Origin of the sequence: Microbacterium esteraromaticum, from assembly GCF_017303215.1 — a bacterium.
Taxonomy (GTDB): Bacteria; Actinomycetota; Actinomycetes; order Actinomycetales; family Microbacteriaceae; genus Microbacterium; species Microbacterium esteraromaticum_C.
The window spans coordinates 206,250-221,196 of sequence record NZ_JAEMWU010000001.1 but is presented as its reverse complement, the minus strand read 5'-3'; the positions used below and the strand labels follow the sequence as shown (position 1 = coordinate 221,196).

Here is a 14,947-nt window from a genome sequence, read left to right as displayed (position 1 = left end):
CGAACGCGATGCCGGTATGACCGTCGGGTGCAGCGGTGCCGAGCGGACGTGGATGCCCGGCCGGCGCGGGTGGGGCAGAATCGGAGGCGTGAACATCGTTGTCGCAGTCACGGGCGGCATCGCCGCGTATAAGACGGTGCACCTGGTGCGCCTGCTGATCAAGGCCGGCCACGAGGTGACCGTCGTGCCCACCGAAGACGCGCTGCGGTTCGTCGGCCTGCCCACCTGGGAGGCGATCAGCCGCAACCAGGTCACCACGAGCGTGCACGAGGACGTCGCCCGCGTGCGACACGTCGCGCTCGGACAAGCCGCCGACCTGGTGATCGTCGCACCGGCCACCGCGAACACGATCGCCAAGATGGCGGCGGGCCTCGCCGACGACCTGGTCGGCACCACGCTGCTCGCGACGACGGCCCCGGTCGCCGTCGCCCCGGCGATGCACACCGAGATGTGGCAGCATCCGGCGACGCAGGCGAACATCGCCACCCTGCGCTCACGCGGTGTCGCGATCCTCGGCCCCGACGACGGCGAACTCACCGGCGGCGACTCCGGACCGGGGCGGATGCTGGAACCCGAGCACATCATCGAACGGGCCCTCGCGCTGATCGGCGACCGCGACCTCGACGGGCTGCGCGTCGTCGTCTCGGCAGGGGGCACGCGAGAGCCGCTGGACCCGGTGCGGTACCTGGGCAATCGTTCCAGCGGGCGGCAGGGGGTCGCCCTCGCGCTCGCCGCCGCCGACCGCGGCGCCGAAGTGGTGCTTGCGGCCGCGAACATCGATGCGTCCGTGCTGGCGGATGCCGCGCAGCATCCGCTCATCCGCACCGAGCACGTCGGTACGGCGGCCGAGCTCGCGGCGCTCATGCGCGCGGTCTCAGATGACGCCGCGGTGATCGTCATGGCTGCAGCGGTCGCCGACTACCGCCCGGCCGAGGTGTCGGCGGGCAAGCTCACCAAGGAGTCCGGCGGCCTCGAACGCATCGAACTGGTCGAGACCGAGGACATCGTCGCCGGGCTCGCCGCCCGCCGCCGACCCGGGCAGCTCGTGGTCGCCTTCGCCGCCGAGACCCCGCGCGACGACGAAGAACTGCTCGCCCGTGCGCGCCGCAAGCGTGAGCGCAAGGGGGCCGACCTGCTCGTGGTCAACGAGGTCGGGTGGCAGCGGGGCTTCGAGACGGCCGAGAACGCGGTGCACGTCATCGGCGACGAGGGTGAGGTGCTGGCGACGGCCTCTGGCACGAAGCGCGTGGTCGCCGACGCGATCTGGGATGCCATCGCCGACGGGCTGTGACGGCGGGCCGGCTTCGGTTGCCGATTCCGACACGCCCGGGTAAACTTGAGTCAACCCCACTCAAGTTTTAAGGAGTCTCCTCAGGAGGAACGAATGGTCAACCCCGCACAGAACGAAGAGCAGCAGAGCGCCCTCGAGCAGTTCGGCATCAATCTCACCGACCGTGCCCGTCAGGGCAAGCTCGATCCGGTGATCGGTCGAGACAGCGAGATCCGCCGCGTGAGCCAGGTGCTCACCCGGCGCACCAAGAACAACCCCGTGCTCATCGGGGAACCCGGCGTCGGCAAGACCGCCGTCGCCGAAGGGCTCGCTCAGCGGATCGTCGCGGGAGACGTGGCCGAGTCGCTCAAAGACAAGGAGCTCATCTCGCTCGACATCTCGGCGCTCGTCGCCGGTGCGATGTACCGCGGGCAGTTCGAGGAGCGGTTGAAGAGCGTTCTGAAGGAGATCACCGAGTCTGAGGGTCGGGTGATCACCTTCATCGACGAGCTGCACGTGCTGATGGGGGCCGGCGGCGGTGAGGGCTCGGTGGCGGCATCCAACATGCTCAAGCCCATGCTCGCCCGCGGTGAACTGCGCCTGATCGGTGCGACGACGCTCAACGAATACCGCGAGTTCATCGAGAAGGATGCCGCCCTCGAACGCCGCTTCCAGCAGGTGTACGTGGGCGAGCCGTCGGTCGAGGACACCGTCGCGATCCTGCGCGGGCTGAAGGGGCGCTACGAGGCGCACCACGGGGTGACGATCTCGGACAGCGCACTCGTCGCGGCGGCCTCGCTCTCGAACCGCTATCTGCCCAGCCGGCAGTTGCCCGACAAGGCCATCGACCTCGTCGACGAGGCCATGTCGCGCCTGAAGATGGAGATCGACTCGTCGCCGGTCGAGATCGACGAGCTCAAGCGCCAGGTCGATCGGATGCGGCTCGAAGAGCTCGCGCTCAAGCGCGAGAAGGACGCCGCGTCGAAGGAGCGTCTTGCCGCGCTGCGCGAGCAGCTCACCGGTCTCGAGCATGAACTCGCCGGTCTCGAAGAGCGCTGGGCCCGCGAGCGCCAGGGGCTCAACCGGGTCGGTGAGCTCAAGAAGAAGCTCGACGATGCCATCACCCAGCGTGATCTCGCCATGCGTGATGCCGACTACACCCGGGCATCCAAGCTCGAGTACGAGACGATCAAGCGCCTGCAGGCCGAGATCGCCGAGGCCGAGCAGGCCGAGGCCGCCGTCTCCAGCGAGGGTCGCATGGTCAACGAGCAGGTCAGCGACGAAGACATCGCCGCGGTGATCGCGGCGTGGACGGGCATCCCCGTCGGGCGCCTCCTGCAGGGTGAGAGCGAGAAGCTGCTGCACCTCGAGAACGAGCTGGGCAAGCGGCTGATCGGACAGAAGGACGCCGTCACGGCGGTATCGGATGCTGTGCGTCGCTCGCGCGCGGGGATCAGCGATCCCGGTCGTCCGACCGGATCGTTCCTGTTCCTCGGCCCGACCGGCGTCGGCAAGACCGAGTTGGCCAAGGCACTCGCCGAGTTCCTCTTCGACGACGAGCACGCCATGGTGCGCATCGACATGAGCGAGTACGGCGAGAAGCACTCGGTCTCGCGTCTGGTGGGTGCCCCTCCCGGGTACATCGGCTACGAGCAGGGCGGGCAGCTGACCGAGGCCGTTCGTCGTCGTCCGTACTCTGTGGTGTTGCTCGACGAGGTCGAGAAGGCGCACCCCGAGGTGTTCGACGTATTGCTGCAGGTACTCGACGACGGTCGCCTGACCGACGGTCAGGGGCGCACGGTCGACTTCTCGAACGTGATTCTGATCCTGACGAGCAACATCGGCTCGCCGATCCTGATCGACCCGATCATGTCGACCGAGCAGAAGCGCGAGCAGGTGATGGCGCTGGTGCGGCAGTCGTTCCGCCCCGAGTTCCTGAACCGACTCGATGACATCGTGATGTTCCAGGCGCTGAGCGAGGACGACCTGGCGCAGATCGTCGAGCTGTCGGTGGATCAGCTGCAGCGTCGGCTGGCGGATCGCCGGCTCACTCTGGCCGTCACCCCGGATGCCCGCGCCTGGCTCGCCGAGCGCGGCTACGACCCGGTGTTCGGTGCACGCCCGCTGCGCCGTCTCATCCAGACTGAGGTGCAGAACCGGCTTGCGACGGCGCTGCTGTCGGGCAACGTGCACGATGGCGACACCGTGCGCGTCGACGTCGCGGCCGACGGTGCCGGCCTGGTGCTCACCAGCCAGTCCTGACCCCGCACCCCGCGCCCCTTCCGCCTCCGTCTACTCGTCACAAACCCGCGCTATCGGGCCCGGTTTCGGGTGGTTTGTGACGAATAGACGGGGAGGGGTGAGAGGGGATGGTCAGGAGAGCGGATGCAGGAAATCGGCCAGACGTTGCGCCATGGCATCCGCACTCCAGGAGTGGTCGGATCCGGGCATCCGCTCGGAGGTTCCGGTCGCGGCGGCGGCCGCCAACGCGTCGGCCGTAGCGACCATGCCCGGGAACGTCTCGGTCGCTGTGACTGCGACGAGCGGCGCTGACGTGGCGTACCCGCGCTGCTCGACGGCGGCCAGAGCCTCACCGTCGGGAACCCAGCCGAGCACGATCCGCGGATACTCGGGGGTCTGCTTCAGCGCATCGAGCCACTCCGGTGGCATCCCGGCCATGTATCGCGCGACGGCCGTCTCAAGGTCGCCGGCGTCGATCGATTCGCGTACCGATGCCCACCAAGCCGCCGCTCCTTCGGGAAAGAGGCCGAGTGGTGCTTCCCACAAGAACATCCCGGCGACGTTCGGCACTCTGGCGGCCGCGAGCATCGCGAGTGCGCACCCCGATGAGTGGCCGACGAGTACGACAGGAGCGCGGGAGATCGCGGCGAGTTCGGCGATCGCGGCCAACTGTGCGTCGAGTGTGATGGGGCCGTTCGACACGCTCTCGCCGCGGCCCAGGCGGTCGGCGAACAGCGAACGGACTCCCTGGGCGGCCAGGAGTTCGGCCGTGGCCCTCGTGGTCGGGTCGCCGGCGCGATCCGGGCCGGCGCCCGTGGTGAACATGACTGCGGGGGCATCCGCCGGGCCGGAATCGTCGTAGGCGATGCGGTCGCCTCTCACCGTGGTCAGGACGCTCACGCTGCGGCCTCGATCCTCACCGCGATCGTGTCGCCGACATCTTTGCCGAGCATCTTGCGTGTCGCGGCCTTGACCGGACCGAGATGGTACCCGTGCCCCGAGGGCAGCAGCGTCAGAGCCACCGTGACGGCGTCCAACGTGCCCACGACGCGTACCGGCTTCCCCGTGCCGAACGCTTCGGCAGACCCGGGTGCTTCGAACACGATCCATCCGCCGGCCTCGCTTGCGCGGACCAGCTCTGCGTCGAACTGCATGGATGGTGAGGGCATGGAGCACCACTTTCAAGACTGATCGGTGTGATTTCTCTCAAACTAGACTCATGCGTATGAAAACGTCAAGCGCCAATCGTGCGCTGCGCCCCTCGTCCGTCGCGAAGCGCGAGGCGATCCTCGATGCCGCGCAGGTCGAGTTCCTCGCGCACGGCTACGAGCGAGTGACCATGGATGCCATCGCGCGTCGTTCTGGTGTTGCCAAGCAGACGCTCTATGGTCACTTCGGCGCCAAGGAGGCGCTCTTCCTCGAACTCGTGCGCTCGCAAACCCGTGCGGCGACCGAGCGTGTGCATCGCAAAGAGGCGAGCGGCGATGAAGGCGCGCGGGAGCAACTCGAGCGGGTGTTGATCCAGCAGCTGCAGACGGTGCTCGCGCCGAATCTGCTTGCGCTGCGCCGCCTGGTCATCGGACTCATGGCGCAGTTTCCTGAGCTGGCTCGCGAGCTCTACGAACAGGGGGCGCAGCAGGCGATCCGGGCGCTGGCCCAGCGTCTGGAGGCGCTGACGTCGGCCGGTGAACTCGCCGTCAATGACCCGGCACGCGCAGCGACGCAACTGAACTGGCTCGTCATGGGCGAGCCGGTGAACCGGGCAATGCTGCTCGGCGACGCCGCGGCGCTGGGTGACAGAACGGTCGAAGAGCACGTCACTGCGGCGCTCGATGTGTTTCTGGCGGCCTACGGCGTAGCATCCGATTCCGCCCCCACGCGGTGAGGGGTGGGCGTCAGGCGTCGACGAGCACCGTGTCGGCGAGGGGACGGCGCACGCGCGGGGCGGTCTCGCGCTCCTGCAGCACCTCGGGAAGGCGCGCGGCGTCGCCGATCTCACCCAGCGCCAGCACCGTCATCGGCGCGAAACGCTCATCGAGACCGAACGTCTCGCTCACCTGAGCGGCGTCGAAACCGCTCATCTGGTGCACGTGCAGTCCGTCATGGTGCGCCTGCACCGACAGGTGAGCGACGGCCTGACCGAGGTCGTAGACCGCGTGGCTGATCGGGGCACCGTCGGCACCCGCGACCTCGGCCACCGCGACGATCAGCACGGCCGCGTCGCCGGCCCACGTCTGGTTGAACCCGACGAGAGTCGAGTGGATGCCATGGTGCGCCGCCGACCCGCGCCGGGCGACGATGAACCGCCAGGGCTGCGAGTTGCTCGCGCTCGGCGACCACCGTGCGGCTTCGAGAGCGGATGCCAGCTTCGCCTCGTCGATGGGGGCCTCAGCCTCGTAGGCGCGAGGGCTCCAGCGTCCGGCGAGGACGTCGAGCACGGGGTGATCGGTCTGGGCGGCGCGGTCGAGGACGGAGTTGCTCACAGGAGGGTCCTTTCGGAGTGTCGGTCAAAGAGGACCCCATCGTCCGAACTCTGCAACCATCCTATGCACGCGCATATTCCGGGCTCGTCGCGCTCCCGTGCCCCCGCGCTACGCGCCCCGGCCCCTTGGGTGAAAAACCACTTCCCGTTTGAGAAACCACGTGTATGCGTGTTTCTCAAACGGGAAGTGGTTTCTCAGGGGAAGGCGAGCGCGCGAGCCGGCTCGCCGGGGCGCCTAGCCGCGCAGGGCGTCCTTCAGCGAGACGCGGGCGCCCATCCGCAGCAGCGAGTTCTCGTAGATCTTCGCGCCGAGCAGGATCATCGCCACGCACGACGCCAGCAGCAGTGCGAGCGCCGCCAGCGGCTCCCACCACTGGGCCTCGCTGAAGAACAGGCGGATCGGCATGGCCACGGGGGCCGAGAACGGCACGTACGACAGCACGGTCATCACGGTGCTGTTGCCGCCGAAGAAGATCACCAGGAAGTACGGGATCATCGTCAGGTACATCACCGGTGTCAGGGTCGCGCCGGCATCCTCCTGTCGCGACACCAACGACCCGGCCGCGGCGAACATCGCCGCCAGCAGGATGAACCCGAACAGGAAGAACACCGCGAACCACAGCACCGGGGCCCCGAAACCTCGCAGCAGATCATCCTGACCCGTCACGATCAACCCGACCATGGCCACGCCGATCAGCAGCAGAATCTGACCGAGCGCGAGCACGGTGTTGCCGATCACCTTTCCGGCCAGCAGCACCCGTGCGGGGATGGCCGAGAGCAGGATCTCGATGATCCGCGTCTGCTTCTCTTCGACCACGCTGGTGGTGATCGGTGTGCCGAACGAGATCGCCGCCATCATGAACACCAGGCCGAACAGCAGCCCCAGCACGTACCGGGCCCCGAAATCGGGGGCGTCGGGAGTGAGCAGTTCAACGGTCGGCGCAACCGACAGCGCCGCGACCAGCCCTTCGGGTGCCGACTCATCGGCGATGATGATCACGCCCGTCGGCGATGCACTGTCTTCGATGACCGCGGCCTCGACGTCACCCGAGCGCACCAGCTCTTCGGCATCCGCCCGCCCAGTGACCTCGGTGACCTCGTAGGCGTCCGATGCGGCCAGCCCATCGGCGGCGCCACCGACCGCGGCGATCGAGGTGGTGCCGCTGCTGCTGGAGGCGATGCCCATCCAGAGGATGCCACCGAACACGGCCAGCACCAGGATCACCGTCGAGATCAGGAACGCCTTGCTGCGCACACGCGCGCCGATCTCGCGTTCGGCGACGAGCCAGGCACCCCGCGAGGTGGACAGGGCACGCGGGCGCGCCGGAGCGGTCGGGATGCTCATCGGATGACCTCCTTGAAGATCTGGGCGAGGGTGGGGCGCTGCGGAGCGAAGTGCGAGACGGCGCCGTCGGCCAGCGCGCGGCGCAGCACACGCTGCGCGGTGTCGTCGTGGTCGACGTCGAAGATCGCGTCGCCGGCCTCGAAGTCGATCACGGTCACGCCGGGCTCGGTGCGCAGCCAGCCGACGTCCGATGTGCTCTGCAGCTCCCACCGCGGTGCGGAGTGCTCTGCGCGCAGGTCGGCACGCGGACCCGCCGCGCGGATCGTTCCGTCGGCGATGATGATCAGGTCGTCGCACAGCCGCTCGACGACATCGAGCTGATGCGACGAGAACAGGATGGCGGCGCCCTGCGCGGCGCGCGTCTGCAGCACACCGGCGACGACATCGACCGCGAGCGGGTCGAGACCCGAGAACGGCTCGTCGAGGATCAGCACCTCGGGGTCGTGCACGAGAGCGGCGGCGATCTGCGCGCGCTGCTGGTTACCCAGCGACAGCGCCTCGATCTTGTCGTCCAGGCGTTCGCCGAGACCGAGTTCGGTCAGCAGCGCGGTGGCGCGTTCGGTGGCATCCGCTTTGCTGAATCCGTGCAGTCGCGCGAGGTAGACGACCTGCTCGAGCACCTTCATCTTCGGGTACAGGCCGCGCTCTTCGGGCATGTAGCCGAACAGCTGACGGTCGGCGGCGGTGGCCGGAGCGCCGTTGATGCTGACGGTGCCGGCATCGGCCGCGAGCACACCGAGGATGATGCGCATCGTGGTGGTCTTACCGGCGCCGTTGCCGCCGACGAAGCCCGTCAGTCGCCCCGGGGCGACGTCGAATCGGATGCTGTCGAGCACCGCCCGGGAACCATAGCTCTTGGTGATGCCGTCCAGGCTCAGATGTGTTGCCACGTCGACTCCGTCCACTCAGTGCAGCGCATGCCTCCACGCTACGAATCGGCGGTGCTCGGTGGCATCCCCCGCCGGGTGGATTCTGCGGCATCCGTCGTACGGGTGACCGGCGGACGCCGAAACGTCGGATGCGGAACGGCGGATGCCCTCAGCGCCGCCCCACGTGCAGCACGCCGCGCACGATCAGGCCGGCTCCCAGTGCCCAGAACGCCGCGCTGATGCCGAATGCCGCGATGCCGGATGCCGCCACCAGGAACGTGACGACGGCGGGTAGGCGCTCGCCGGGGTCATCGATCGCCTGCTGCACCGACGATCCGAACGCCCCGAGCAGCGCGAGCCCTGCCACCGCGGGGATCACCGCGGCCGGGGCGAGCAGCACCAGGGTGACGAACACCGCCGAGCACGCCCCGAGCGCGATGTACGACACTCCCGTCGAGACGCCGGCCACCCAGCGTCGTGCCGGATCGGGTTCGGCATCGGGAGCCGCGGCCAGGGCCGCGCTGATCGCGGCGAGGTTGATCGCGTGCCCGCCGAAGGGTGCGCCCACCGCTGAGCCGATACCGGTGATGAGCATCGCGGGACGCCACGGGACCTCATAGCCGTAGCTGCGCATGACGGCGATGCCCGGTACGTTCTGCGACGCCATGGTGACGATGAACAGAGGCAGCGCGATGCCGATGATCGAACCCACGGTGAATGTCGGCGCCGTCAGCGTCAGGGTGGGGAGCAGCTGCGCCGGTTCGACCGCCGTGCCCGAGTTCACGATGCCGACGACCACGACGACGGTCGCTGTGGCGAACGCCCCGGGCACCGCCCAGCGCGGCGCGATCCGCACCAGCAGCAACCAGGTGAGCACCACCGGCACCACGCCCCAGGGGTTGACGACGATTCCAGTGACGGGAGCGAGGCACAGCGGCAGCAGCACGCCGGCGAGCATCGCCTGGGCGATCGACGGTGGGATCGCCGCGATCAGGGCGCCGAGCCGGGGTACGAGGGCGGTCAGCAGGATCAACGCCGCGGCCACCAGAAACGCCCCGACCGCCGCCGACCAGCGCTGCTCGGGTGCCCCCTCGGTAGCGCTGACGGCGGCCAGCAGTGCGGCACCGGGCGTCGACCAGGCGGCGGTGATCGGCATCCGGTACCGCCACGCGAGGACGACGCAGGCCAGGCCCATCGTGAGGCTCAGCATCAGCAGGCCGCTCGCCGCCTGTGCCGGGCTCGCCCCGACCGCGTCGAGTCCGGTGAGCACCACGGCGAACGAGCTGGTGAATCCGACCAGGGCCGTGACGATGCCCGCCACGATGGGGCGCGACAGCGAGGTGGAACCCGATCGCGTCACGGTCAGGCCAGTCCCTGCCGGTGGGCGATCACGACGGCCTGCACGCGGTCCCGTGCGCCGAGTTTCTGCAGGATGCGCGACACGTGGGTCTTCACGGTCGCCTCGCCGATGAACAGGGCCGAGGCGATCTCGGCGTTGCTGCGGGCATCCGCCATCAGTGCGAGCACGTCGCTCTCGCGCTCGGTGAGCGCTTCGGTCGCGACGAGCGCGGTCGCGGGGTGCGCGGGCGCCGCGGCACGAACGGGCGGAGCGGCGGGCGCGGGGGTGGCGGATGCTGCGAAGCGGGCCAGCACACGGCGCGTGACCTCGGGCGCCAGCATCCCGTCGCCGGAGGCCAGTGCGCGCACGGCGGAGATGAGCTCTTCGGGGCCGGCGTTCTTCAGCAGGAACCCGCTGGCCCCGGCCTCCAGCGCGGCGAAGAGGTACTCGTCGCGGTCGAAGGTGGTGACGATCGCGATGGCGGATGCCACGTGCCCTGCGCCGACGATGCGGCGGGTGGCTTCGAGGCCGTCCATGTCGGGCATCTGCACGTCCATGGTGATCACGTCGGGTGCCAGCCGGGCCGCGAGGTCGACCGCGTCGGTGCCGGTCGCGGCCTCGCCGACGACGTCGATGTCGGGCTGGGTGCCGAGAATCGCGCGGAACCCGGCACGCAGCATGCTGTGGTCGTCGACGATCAGCACGCGGATCGGAGAGTCGGTCATGGCGTCCTTCGAGAGCGGTGGCGGCGGGCGGGCATCAGCGCGCGACCACGGGGGAGCGGGTAGCCGATGTCGCCGGCGATGCGGTGGTGAGGGGAACCGTGACGCGCACGCGGAAGCCACCCTGCGGGCGGGGCAGCAGTTCGATCGTGCCGCCCGACGCCAGCGCACGTTCACGCATGCCGATCTGTCCGAGACCGGCGCGCGGTGCTGAGATCACCCGCCCCGAGTTGAGCACTTCGAGCTCGACGGCATCGGCGTCGTAGCGCACGCGCACGTCGGCAGTGGCGCCGCTCCCGGCGTGCCGGCGGGCGTTCGTCAGCGCCTCCTGGGCGATCCGGTACAGGTTCACGGCGACCGTGCTGGGGACTGCCACCGGCTCACCGATCACCGTGTAGGCGGTGGGCAGACCGGCATCCCGAGACGCCTGCACGAGGTGTTCGATGTCGGTCAGGGTGAGCGCTGCGGCCGAGTCGTCGTGCTCGTCGTCGTGGGCCCGCAGCGTCTCGAGCAGCCGGCGGAAGTCGCCGATCGCCTCGCGGGAGGACTCCTCGACCGCGGCCATCATGGTCTTGGCGCGGGCGGGGTCCTGATCGACGACCAGCCGTGCGGCGCCGGCCTGCACTCCCATCACCGAGACGTGGTGCGCGACGACGTCGTGCAGTTCGCGGGCGATGCGCACGCGGTCGAGGGCCACGGCCTGTGCTGCGGTCACCTCGCGCTCGTGCTCGAGCTCGCGGGTGCGCTCTTCGAGCGCGATGAGCTGCTGGGCGGCGGTCCACGAGCGCTCGCCGAAGTAGTACGCTCCGCCGAAGTAGAGCGCGTTGATGAGCACCTGGATCATCATGTAGGCCAGCACGGGTGAGAACGCGCCGGCGGTGACGTCGGCCTCATCCGCTCCGGTGAGGACCTCGCGGTACATCACCGCGATCAGCCAGATGAACATGCCGACGATGATGCCGACACGCACCCACAGAGCCGCTCGCCGGTTGTTCATCCAGGCGCCCACCGTGTAGATCGCGATGAACATCGCGATATTGATGACGTACACCTCGGGCGCCCGCAGCGAGACGCTGACGAAGAACAGCACTGCGATGAACACGGCGACCAGCGCCGGCCAGCGGCGTCGCAGGGCGAGGGGAGCGGTGACGCCCAGGACGAACAGCAGTGCGGTCCACAGGGGTGCCTGTTCGTCGCCGTAGAAGCCCGCGACGCTCGTCAGACCGGCGCTGATGATGCCGCCGAGCAGCAGCGCTCCGGCCAGGAGCAGGTCCTGTCGCAGTTCCCGCGGGGTCGGGGTGCGCACGAGGGGGGAGGATGCCGACATGAGACCACCGTAGAGCGTGGGGCTCACGTCGGCATCCACCGCGAGGGGGACTGCGCTCAGACGACGGCGAGGGCGTCGATCTCGACGAGCATCTCGGGGTGAGGCAGGCCGGTGAACACCGTGGTGCGGCAGGGCAGCGCGCCGCTGGGCACGTACTTCTGCACGAACTCGCCGTAGGCCTCGTTCATCGCCGGGAAGTTCGCCTGGTCGGTGAGGTAGACACGGAACATCAGCACGTCCTCGACAGAGGCGCCGCCGGCCTCGAGGATCGCGCGCACGTTCTCGAGCGTGCGCAGCGTCTGCGCGTGCACGTCGCCCTCAGCGATGTACGTGTTCGTCTCGGGGTCCATCGGCCCCTGGCCCGAGACCTGCAGCATGTTGCCCTTGCGCAGGCCCTGCGAGAACACGTGGGCGGGTGCCGGGGCGGCGTCGGTGCGGATGACGGTGGTGTCGGTCATTTCTCTCCTTGGCGGTTCTGGTGAAGTTCGGCGTTCTGGTGACGATCGGCGTTCAGGTGAAGTGCAGTCTGATCAGCTCGCGGATGCGCAGGTCATCGTCGACGAGCGGAACGAGTCCCCACCGGTCGAGGGTGGTGCACGGGTGCGAGATGCCCAGCTCGAGAAGGTCGCCGACCCTGGGGGCAGCGGTCTCACCGGGGGCATCCGCGTCGAATCGGATGAATGCGTGCTGGTCGGCGAGCTGCTCGATCCGGCCGGCGAATGCGCGGGGGGCGGAGCCGTCGCGGCCGCGCACGCCGAGCACGACGGGTAGGTCCTGGTCGAAGCCGACGTCGCGTCGTCCGCACAGTGCGATCACGAGGCCCGGCTCGGGGATGCTGAGCACCGGCGCCCACACCCGGATCGCGGAGCGCAGTTCGGGGCTGCCTGCGCTGGCGCGGGTGAGGGGCGTCGTGCGAGCGTAGAGTCCGTCGTCGTGGGTGAGGTACGCACCGCTGCGCAGCAGGATGCGCGCGGCGGGGAAACCGCCGTCGATGAGGCCGTCGACCGCTGCGTCGAAGTACGCGCTGCCGCCGAGTGACACGATGCCGTCTTCGGGCAGAAGTCCCTCATCGTGCAGTGCGAGGGTCAGTGCGGCGAGCTCGCGCGCGAAATCGCGCACGTTGTCGGCTTTGGCGGTTTCGGTGTCACCCGCGAGGGTGCCCTCGTAGGTCGCGATACCGACGACGCGGATGCCCGGGGTGCGGGCGGCCTGCTCGGTCAGGGCACGCAGCGCGTCCGCGCCGCGCACGCCGGTGCGTCCGCCGGGGTGCCCCACCTCGAGCAGCACGTCGAGGGGACGCTGATCGGCGGGGCCGGCGAGCAGCGCGAGGCCGTCGAAGGAGTCGGCGTACACCGGGCACGTGAACTCCGCATCGGCGGCGAGTTCGCCACGCAGCCAGGCGATGGCTCCGGGCTCGACGAGCTGGTTCGCCAGCAGCAGGCGCGGCAGCCCCGCCGCGCGGTACACGCGCAGCTGCGTGGGGGTCGCCGCCGTGATGCCCCACGCGCCGGCATCCATCTGCCGCCACGCCAACGCGGGCGACATCGCGGTCTTGCCGTGCGGGGCGAGCGCCACACCGCGTGATCGTACGTACGTCATCATCTGGGCGATGTTGTGCGCGATCGCCGACTCGTCCAGAGTGAGCTGCGGAAAGTCGCGGTCGGCGGCGAACAGCGAGGTGCCGTGCAGATCGGCCGTGCCGGCATCGTCGAGGCTCGGGCCCAGGCCCTTGGTCAGGCGCAGCGGTGCGGATTCGATCATCGTGAGGGCCTTTCGGTGAGGGTGCTGGCACCCATCGTGCACAGTTCCGCACCCGCGAGAACAGGGGTGCCGCCCACGATGACGTCGGCGATGCCTTCGGCGAGCAGCGTCGGTTCGTCGTAGGTCGCGCGGTCGGTGACCGCGGCCGGGTCGACGAGGCAGAAGTCCGCGCGCGAGTGCGGTCGCACCAGGCCTCGGTCGCCGAAACCGAACCGCCGCGCTGCGCGCAGGGACAGGTGCTCGGCGGCCTCCCACCAGGTCCAGTCCTGCCAGTCGATCACGTGTCTGCGCAGCATCCGCGAGAAGCTGCCCCAGCCGCGGGGGTGCGGATGCCCGCCGAGGAAGATGCCGTCGGAGCTGCCCAGGTGCGCGCGGTGGTTGGCGATCGCACGAACGTCTTCGAGTCGGTTGGCGGCCGGCTGCTGCACGATCGCGCCGGCACCGAGACCGGTTGCGACGATCAGATCGCACACCGTCTCACCGATCGGGCGGCCGACCCGCTCGGCGATCACGGGCAGGGGCAGCCCTTCGGCCCAGACCCAGTCGGGGTGGTCGGCGACGCTGATGGTGACGCGGCCGAGCAGATCGGCGATGCCGGGGAACCACTCGCGTTCCAGGCGCTCGCGTGTCGCCGCGTCGGCCAGCACCGCGAGCGTGCGGTGCGGGCCCTCCTGCTGCAGGGCGGCGGGGATCGCCAGCATGGCGAGGATCGTGTTGCCGCGACGGTACGGGTAGGCGTCGAACGTCAGGTCGATGCCCTCGTCGAGTGCCGCGTCGACGATCGGCAGCGCCAGGTCGGCCGGAGCGTGCAGGTGCGCCACATGCACCGGGGCGCCGGTGTCACGGGCCAGGGGGATCAGCTCGCCGAGCCCCGCGGGCGCATCGGCTTCGTATCCGCGCACGTGCGCGACGAGCGGCAGTCCGGTATCGGCACCGATCTCGGCGTAACGCCGCAACTCGGCAGGGTCGGCGAATCCGCCGGGCACATACTCCAAGCCGAGAGAGATGCCGGTCGCGCCCTCGCTGATCGCCGCGCGAGTGATCTCTTCGCTCTCGTCGAGCTGGCGGGCGGTGAGCGGGGTGGCCGAGAATCCGCTGATCGCCGTGCGCACCGTGCCGGCGGGCACGAGCAGGGTGCTCGTCAGGCGCGACACCCGTGCGAAGTGCGCCAGCATGCGTCCCGCACTCATGCCGTGCGGGTGTTCTGCGGGCAGCGGACCGTTGACGGCGGCGAAGTAGCGTTCGTTCAGCGGTGCGGTCTGCGGCGTCGTCGGTGCGAACGAGACACCGTCCTGGCCGAGCACCACACCGGTCAGGCCCTGACGCAGCAGGGCGAGCTCGCGGTCGTCCCGTCCGAGGGCGCCCTCGCCGTGACTGTGCGCGTCGATGAAGCCCGGCATCAGCACACGACCGGCGGCGTCGATCACCGCCGTGCCCTCCGGCAGGTCGTTGGCGCCGGCAGGAAGAACGTCGGCCACGCGCCCGTCGGCGATGAGCACGGTTCCGCGGTCGAGGTCCGCCGTTCCGGCGGTCGGGAAGCGCGCATCCCGGATGGCGAGCGGTCGCTGTGCCGACCCGGTCATGCTCAACC

Annotated in this window: 14 protein-coding genes; 3 read left to right on the top strand and 11 right to left on the bottom strand. The window is 69.6% G+C overall.

Annotated features, from left to right (window positions below; genetic code table 11):
• The first annotated feature begins 88 nt into the window (after positions 1-88).
• Positions 89-1,291 carry a bifunctional phosphopantothenoylcysteine decarboxylase/phosphopantothenate--cysteine ligase CoaBC gene (gene coaBC, locus JF543_RS01015; protein ID WP_206822488.1) on the top strand — a complete coding sequence of 401 codons (1,203 nt, stop codon included), beginning with the start codon at positions 89-91 and terminating at the stop codon, positions 1,289-1,291.
• A 93-nt stretch (positions 1,292-1,384) separates the two neighbouring features.
• Positions 1,385-3,532, top strand: a complete 2,148-nt coding sequence (locus JF543_RS01010; RefSeq protein WP_179409733.1) for an ATP-dependent Clp protease ATP-binding subunit — start codon at positions 1,385-1,387, stop codon at positions 3,530-3,532.
• Between the two features lie 111 nt (positions 3,533-3,643).
• On the opposite strand, the gene JF543_RS01005 is transcribed toward JF543_RS01010, so the two are convergent.
• Together JF543_RS01005 and JF543_RS01000 are read right to left on the bottom strand one after the other, a co-directional pair.
• Positions 3,644-4,411, bottom strand: coding sequence for an alpha/beta fold hydrolase (locus tag JF543_RS01005; RefSeq protein ID WP_206822487.1), 768 nt, complete (start codon positions 4,409-4,411; stop codon positions 3,644-3,646).
• Positions 4,408-4,680, bottom strand: a complete 273-nt coding sequence (locus tag JF543_RS01000; RefSeq protein WP_179409735.1) for a DUF1905 domain-containing protein — start codon at positions 4,678-4,680, stop codon at positions 4,408-4,410. The genes JF543_RS01005 and JF543_RS01000 overlap by 4 nt, the downstream gene beginning before the upstream one ends.
• Positions 4,681-4,736: 56 nt before the next feature.
• Here JF543_RS01000 and JF543_RS00995 point away from each other — a divergent pair, with 56 nt between their 5' ends.
• Entirely contained in the window at positions 4,737-5,396 is a 660-nt protein-coding gene (locus JF543_RS00995) for a TetR/AcrR family transcriptional regulator (RefSeq protein ID WP_206822486.1), read from the top strand.
• Positions 5,397-5,406: 10 nt separating this feature from the next.
• Here JF543_RS00995 and JF543_RS00990 read toward each other — a convergent pair whose 3' ends face one another.
• The 9 genes from JF543_RS00990 to JF543_RS00950 form a co-directional block, all read right to left on the bottom strand.
• Positions 5,407-5,994 carry a nitroreductase family protein gene (locus JF543_RS00990; protein WP_206822485.1) on the bottom strand — a complete coding sequence of 196 codons (588 nt, stop codon included), beginning with the start codon at positions 5,992-5,994 and terminating at the stop codon, positions 5,407-5,409.
• A gap of 234 nt (positions 5,995-6,228) precedes the next feature.
• Positions 6,229-7,338, bottom strand: a complete 1,110-nt coding sequence (locus JF543_RS00985) for an ABC transporter permease (protein ID WP_206822484.1) — start codon at positions 7,336-7,338, stop codon at positions 6,229-6,231.
• Complete coding sequence (locus JF543_RS00980) at positions 7,335-8,228, bottom strand: ABC transporter ATP-binding protein (RefSeq protein ID WP_179409739.1); 894 nt, start codon at positions 8,226-8,228, stop codon at positions 7,335-7,337. The genes JF543_RS00985 and JF543_RS00980 overlap by 4 nt, the downstream gene beginning before the upstream one ends.
• Positions 8,229-8,376: 148 nt before the next feature.
• Positions 8,377-9,567, bottom strand: coding sequence for a benzoate/H(+) symporter BenE family transporter (locus tag JF543_RS00975; protein ID WP_347401059.1), 1,191 nt, complete (start codon positions 9,565-9,567; stop codon positions 8,377-8,379).
• A gap of 2 nt (positions 9,568-9,569) precedes the next feature.
• A complete protein-coding gene (locus tag JF543_RS00970; RefSeq protein ID WP_179409740.1) occupies positions 9,570-10,271 on the bottom strand; it encodes a response regulator in 702 nt (233 codons plus the stop codon).
• A gap of 34 nt (positions 10,272-10,305) precedes the next feature.
• A complete protein-coding gene (locus JF543_RS00965) occupies positions 10,306-11,622 on the bottom strand; it encodes a sensor histidine kinase (RefSeq protein ID WP_347401058.1) in 1,317 nt (438 codons plus the stop codon).
• Between the two features lie 29 nt (positions 11,623-11,651).
• Positions 11,652-12,053 (bottom strand): RidA family protein, encoded by a 402-nt coding sequence (locus JF543_RS00960; protein WP_179409741.1) that lies wholly within the window; start codon positions 12,051-12,053, stop codon positions 11,652-11,654.
• A gap of 52 nt (positions 12,054-12,105) precedes the next feature.
• Positions 12,106-13,356: an alanine racemase gene (locus tag JF543_RS00955; protein WP_206822483.1), complete on the bottom strand. Its 1,251-nt coding sequence runs from the start codon at positions 13,354-13,356 to the stop codon at positions 12,106-12,108.
• Positions 13,353-14,939 carry an N-acyl-D-amino-acid deacylase family protein gene (locus JF543_RS00950; protein WP_206822482.1) on the bottom strand — a complete coding sequence of 529 codons (1,587 nt, stop codon included), beginning with the start codon at positions 14,937-14,939 and terminating at the stop codon, positions 13,353-13,355. The genes JF543_RS00955 and JF543_RS00950 overlap by 4 nt, the downstream gene beginning before the upstream one ends.
• Positions 14,940-14,947 lie beyond the last annotated feature (8 nt).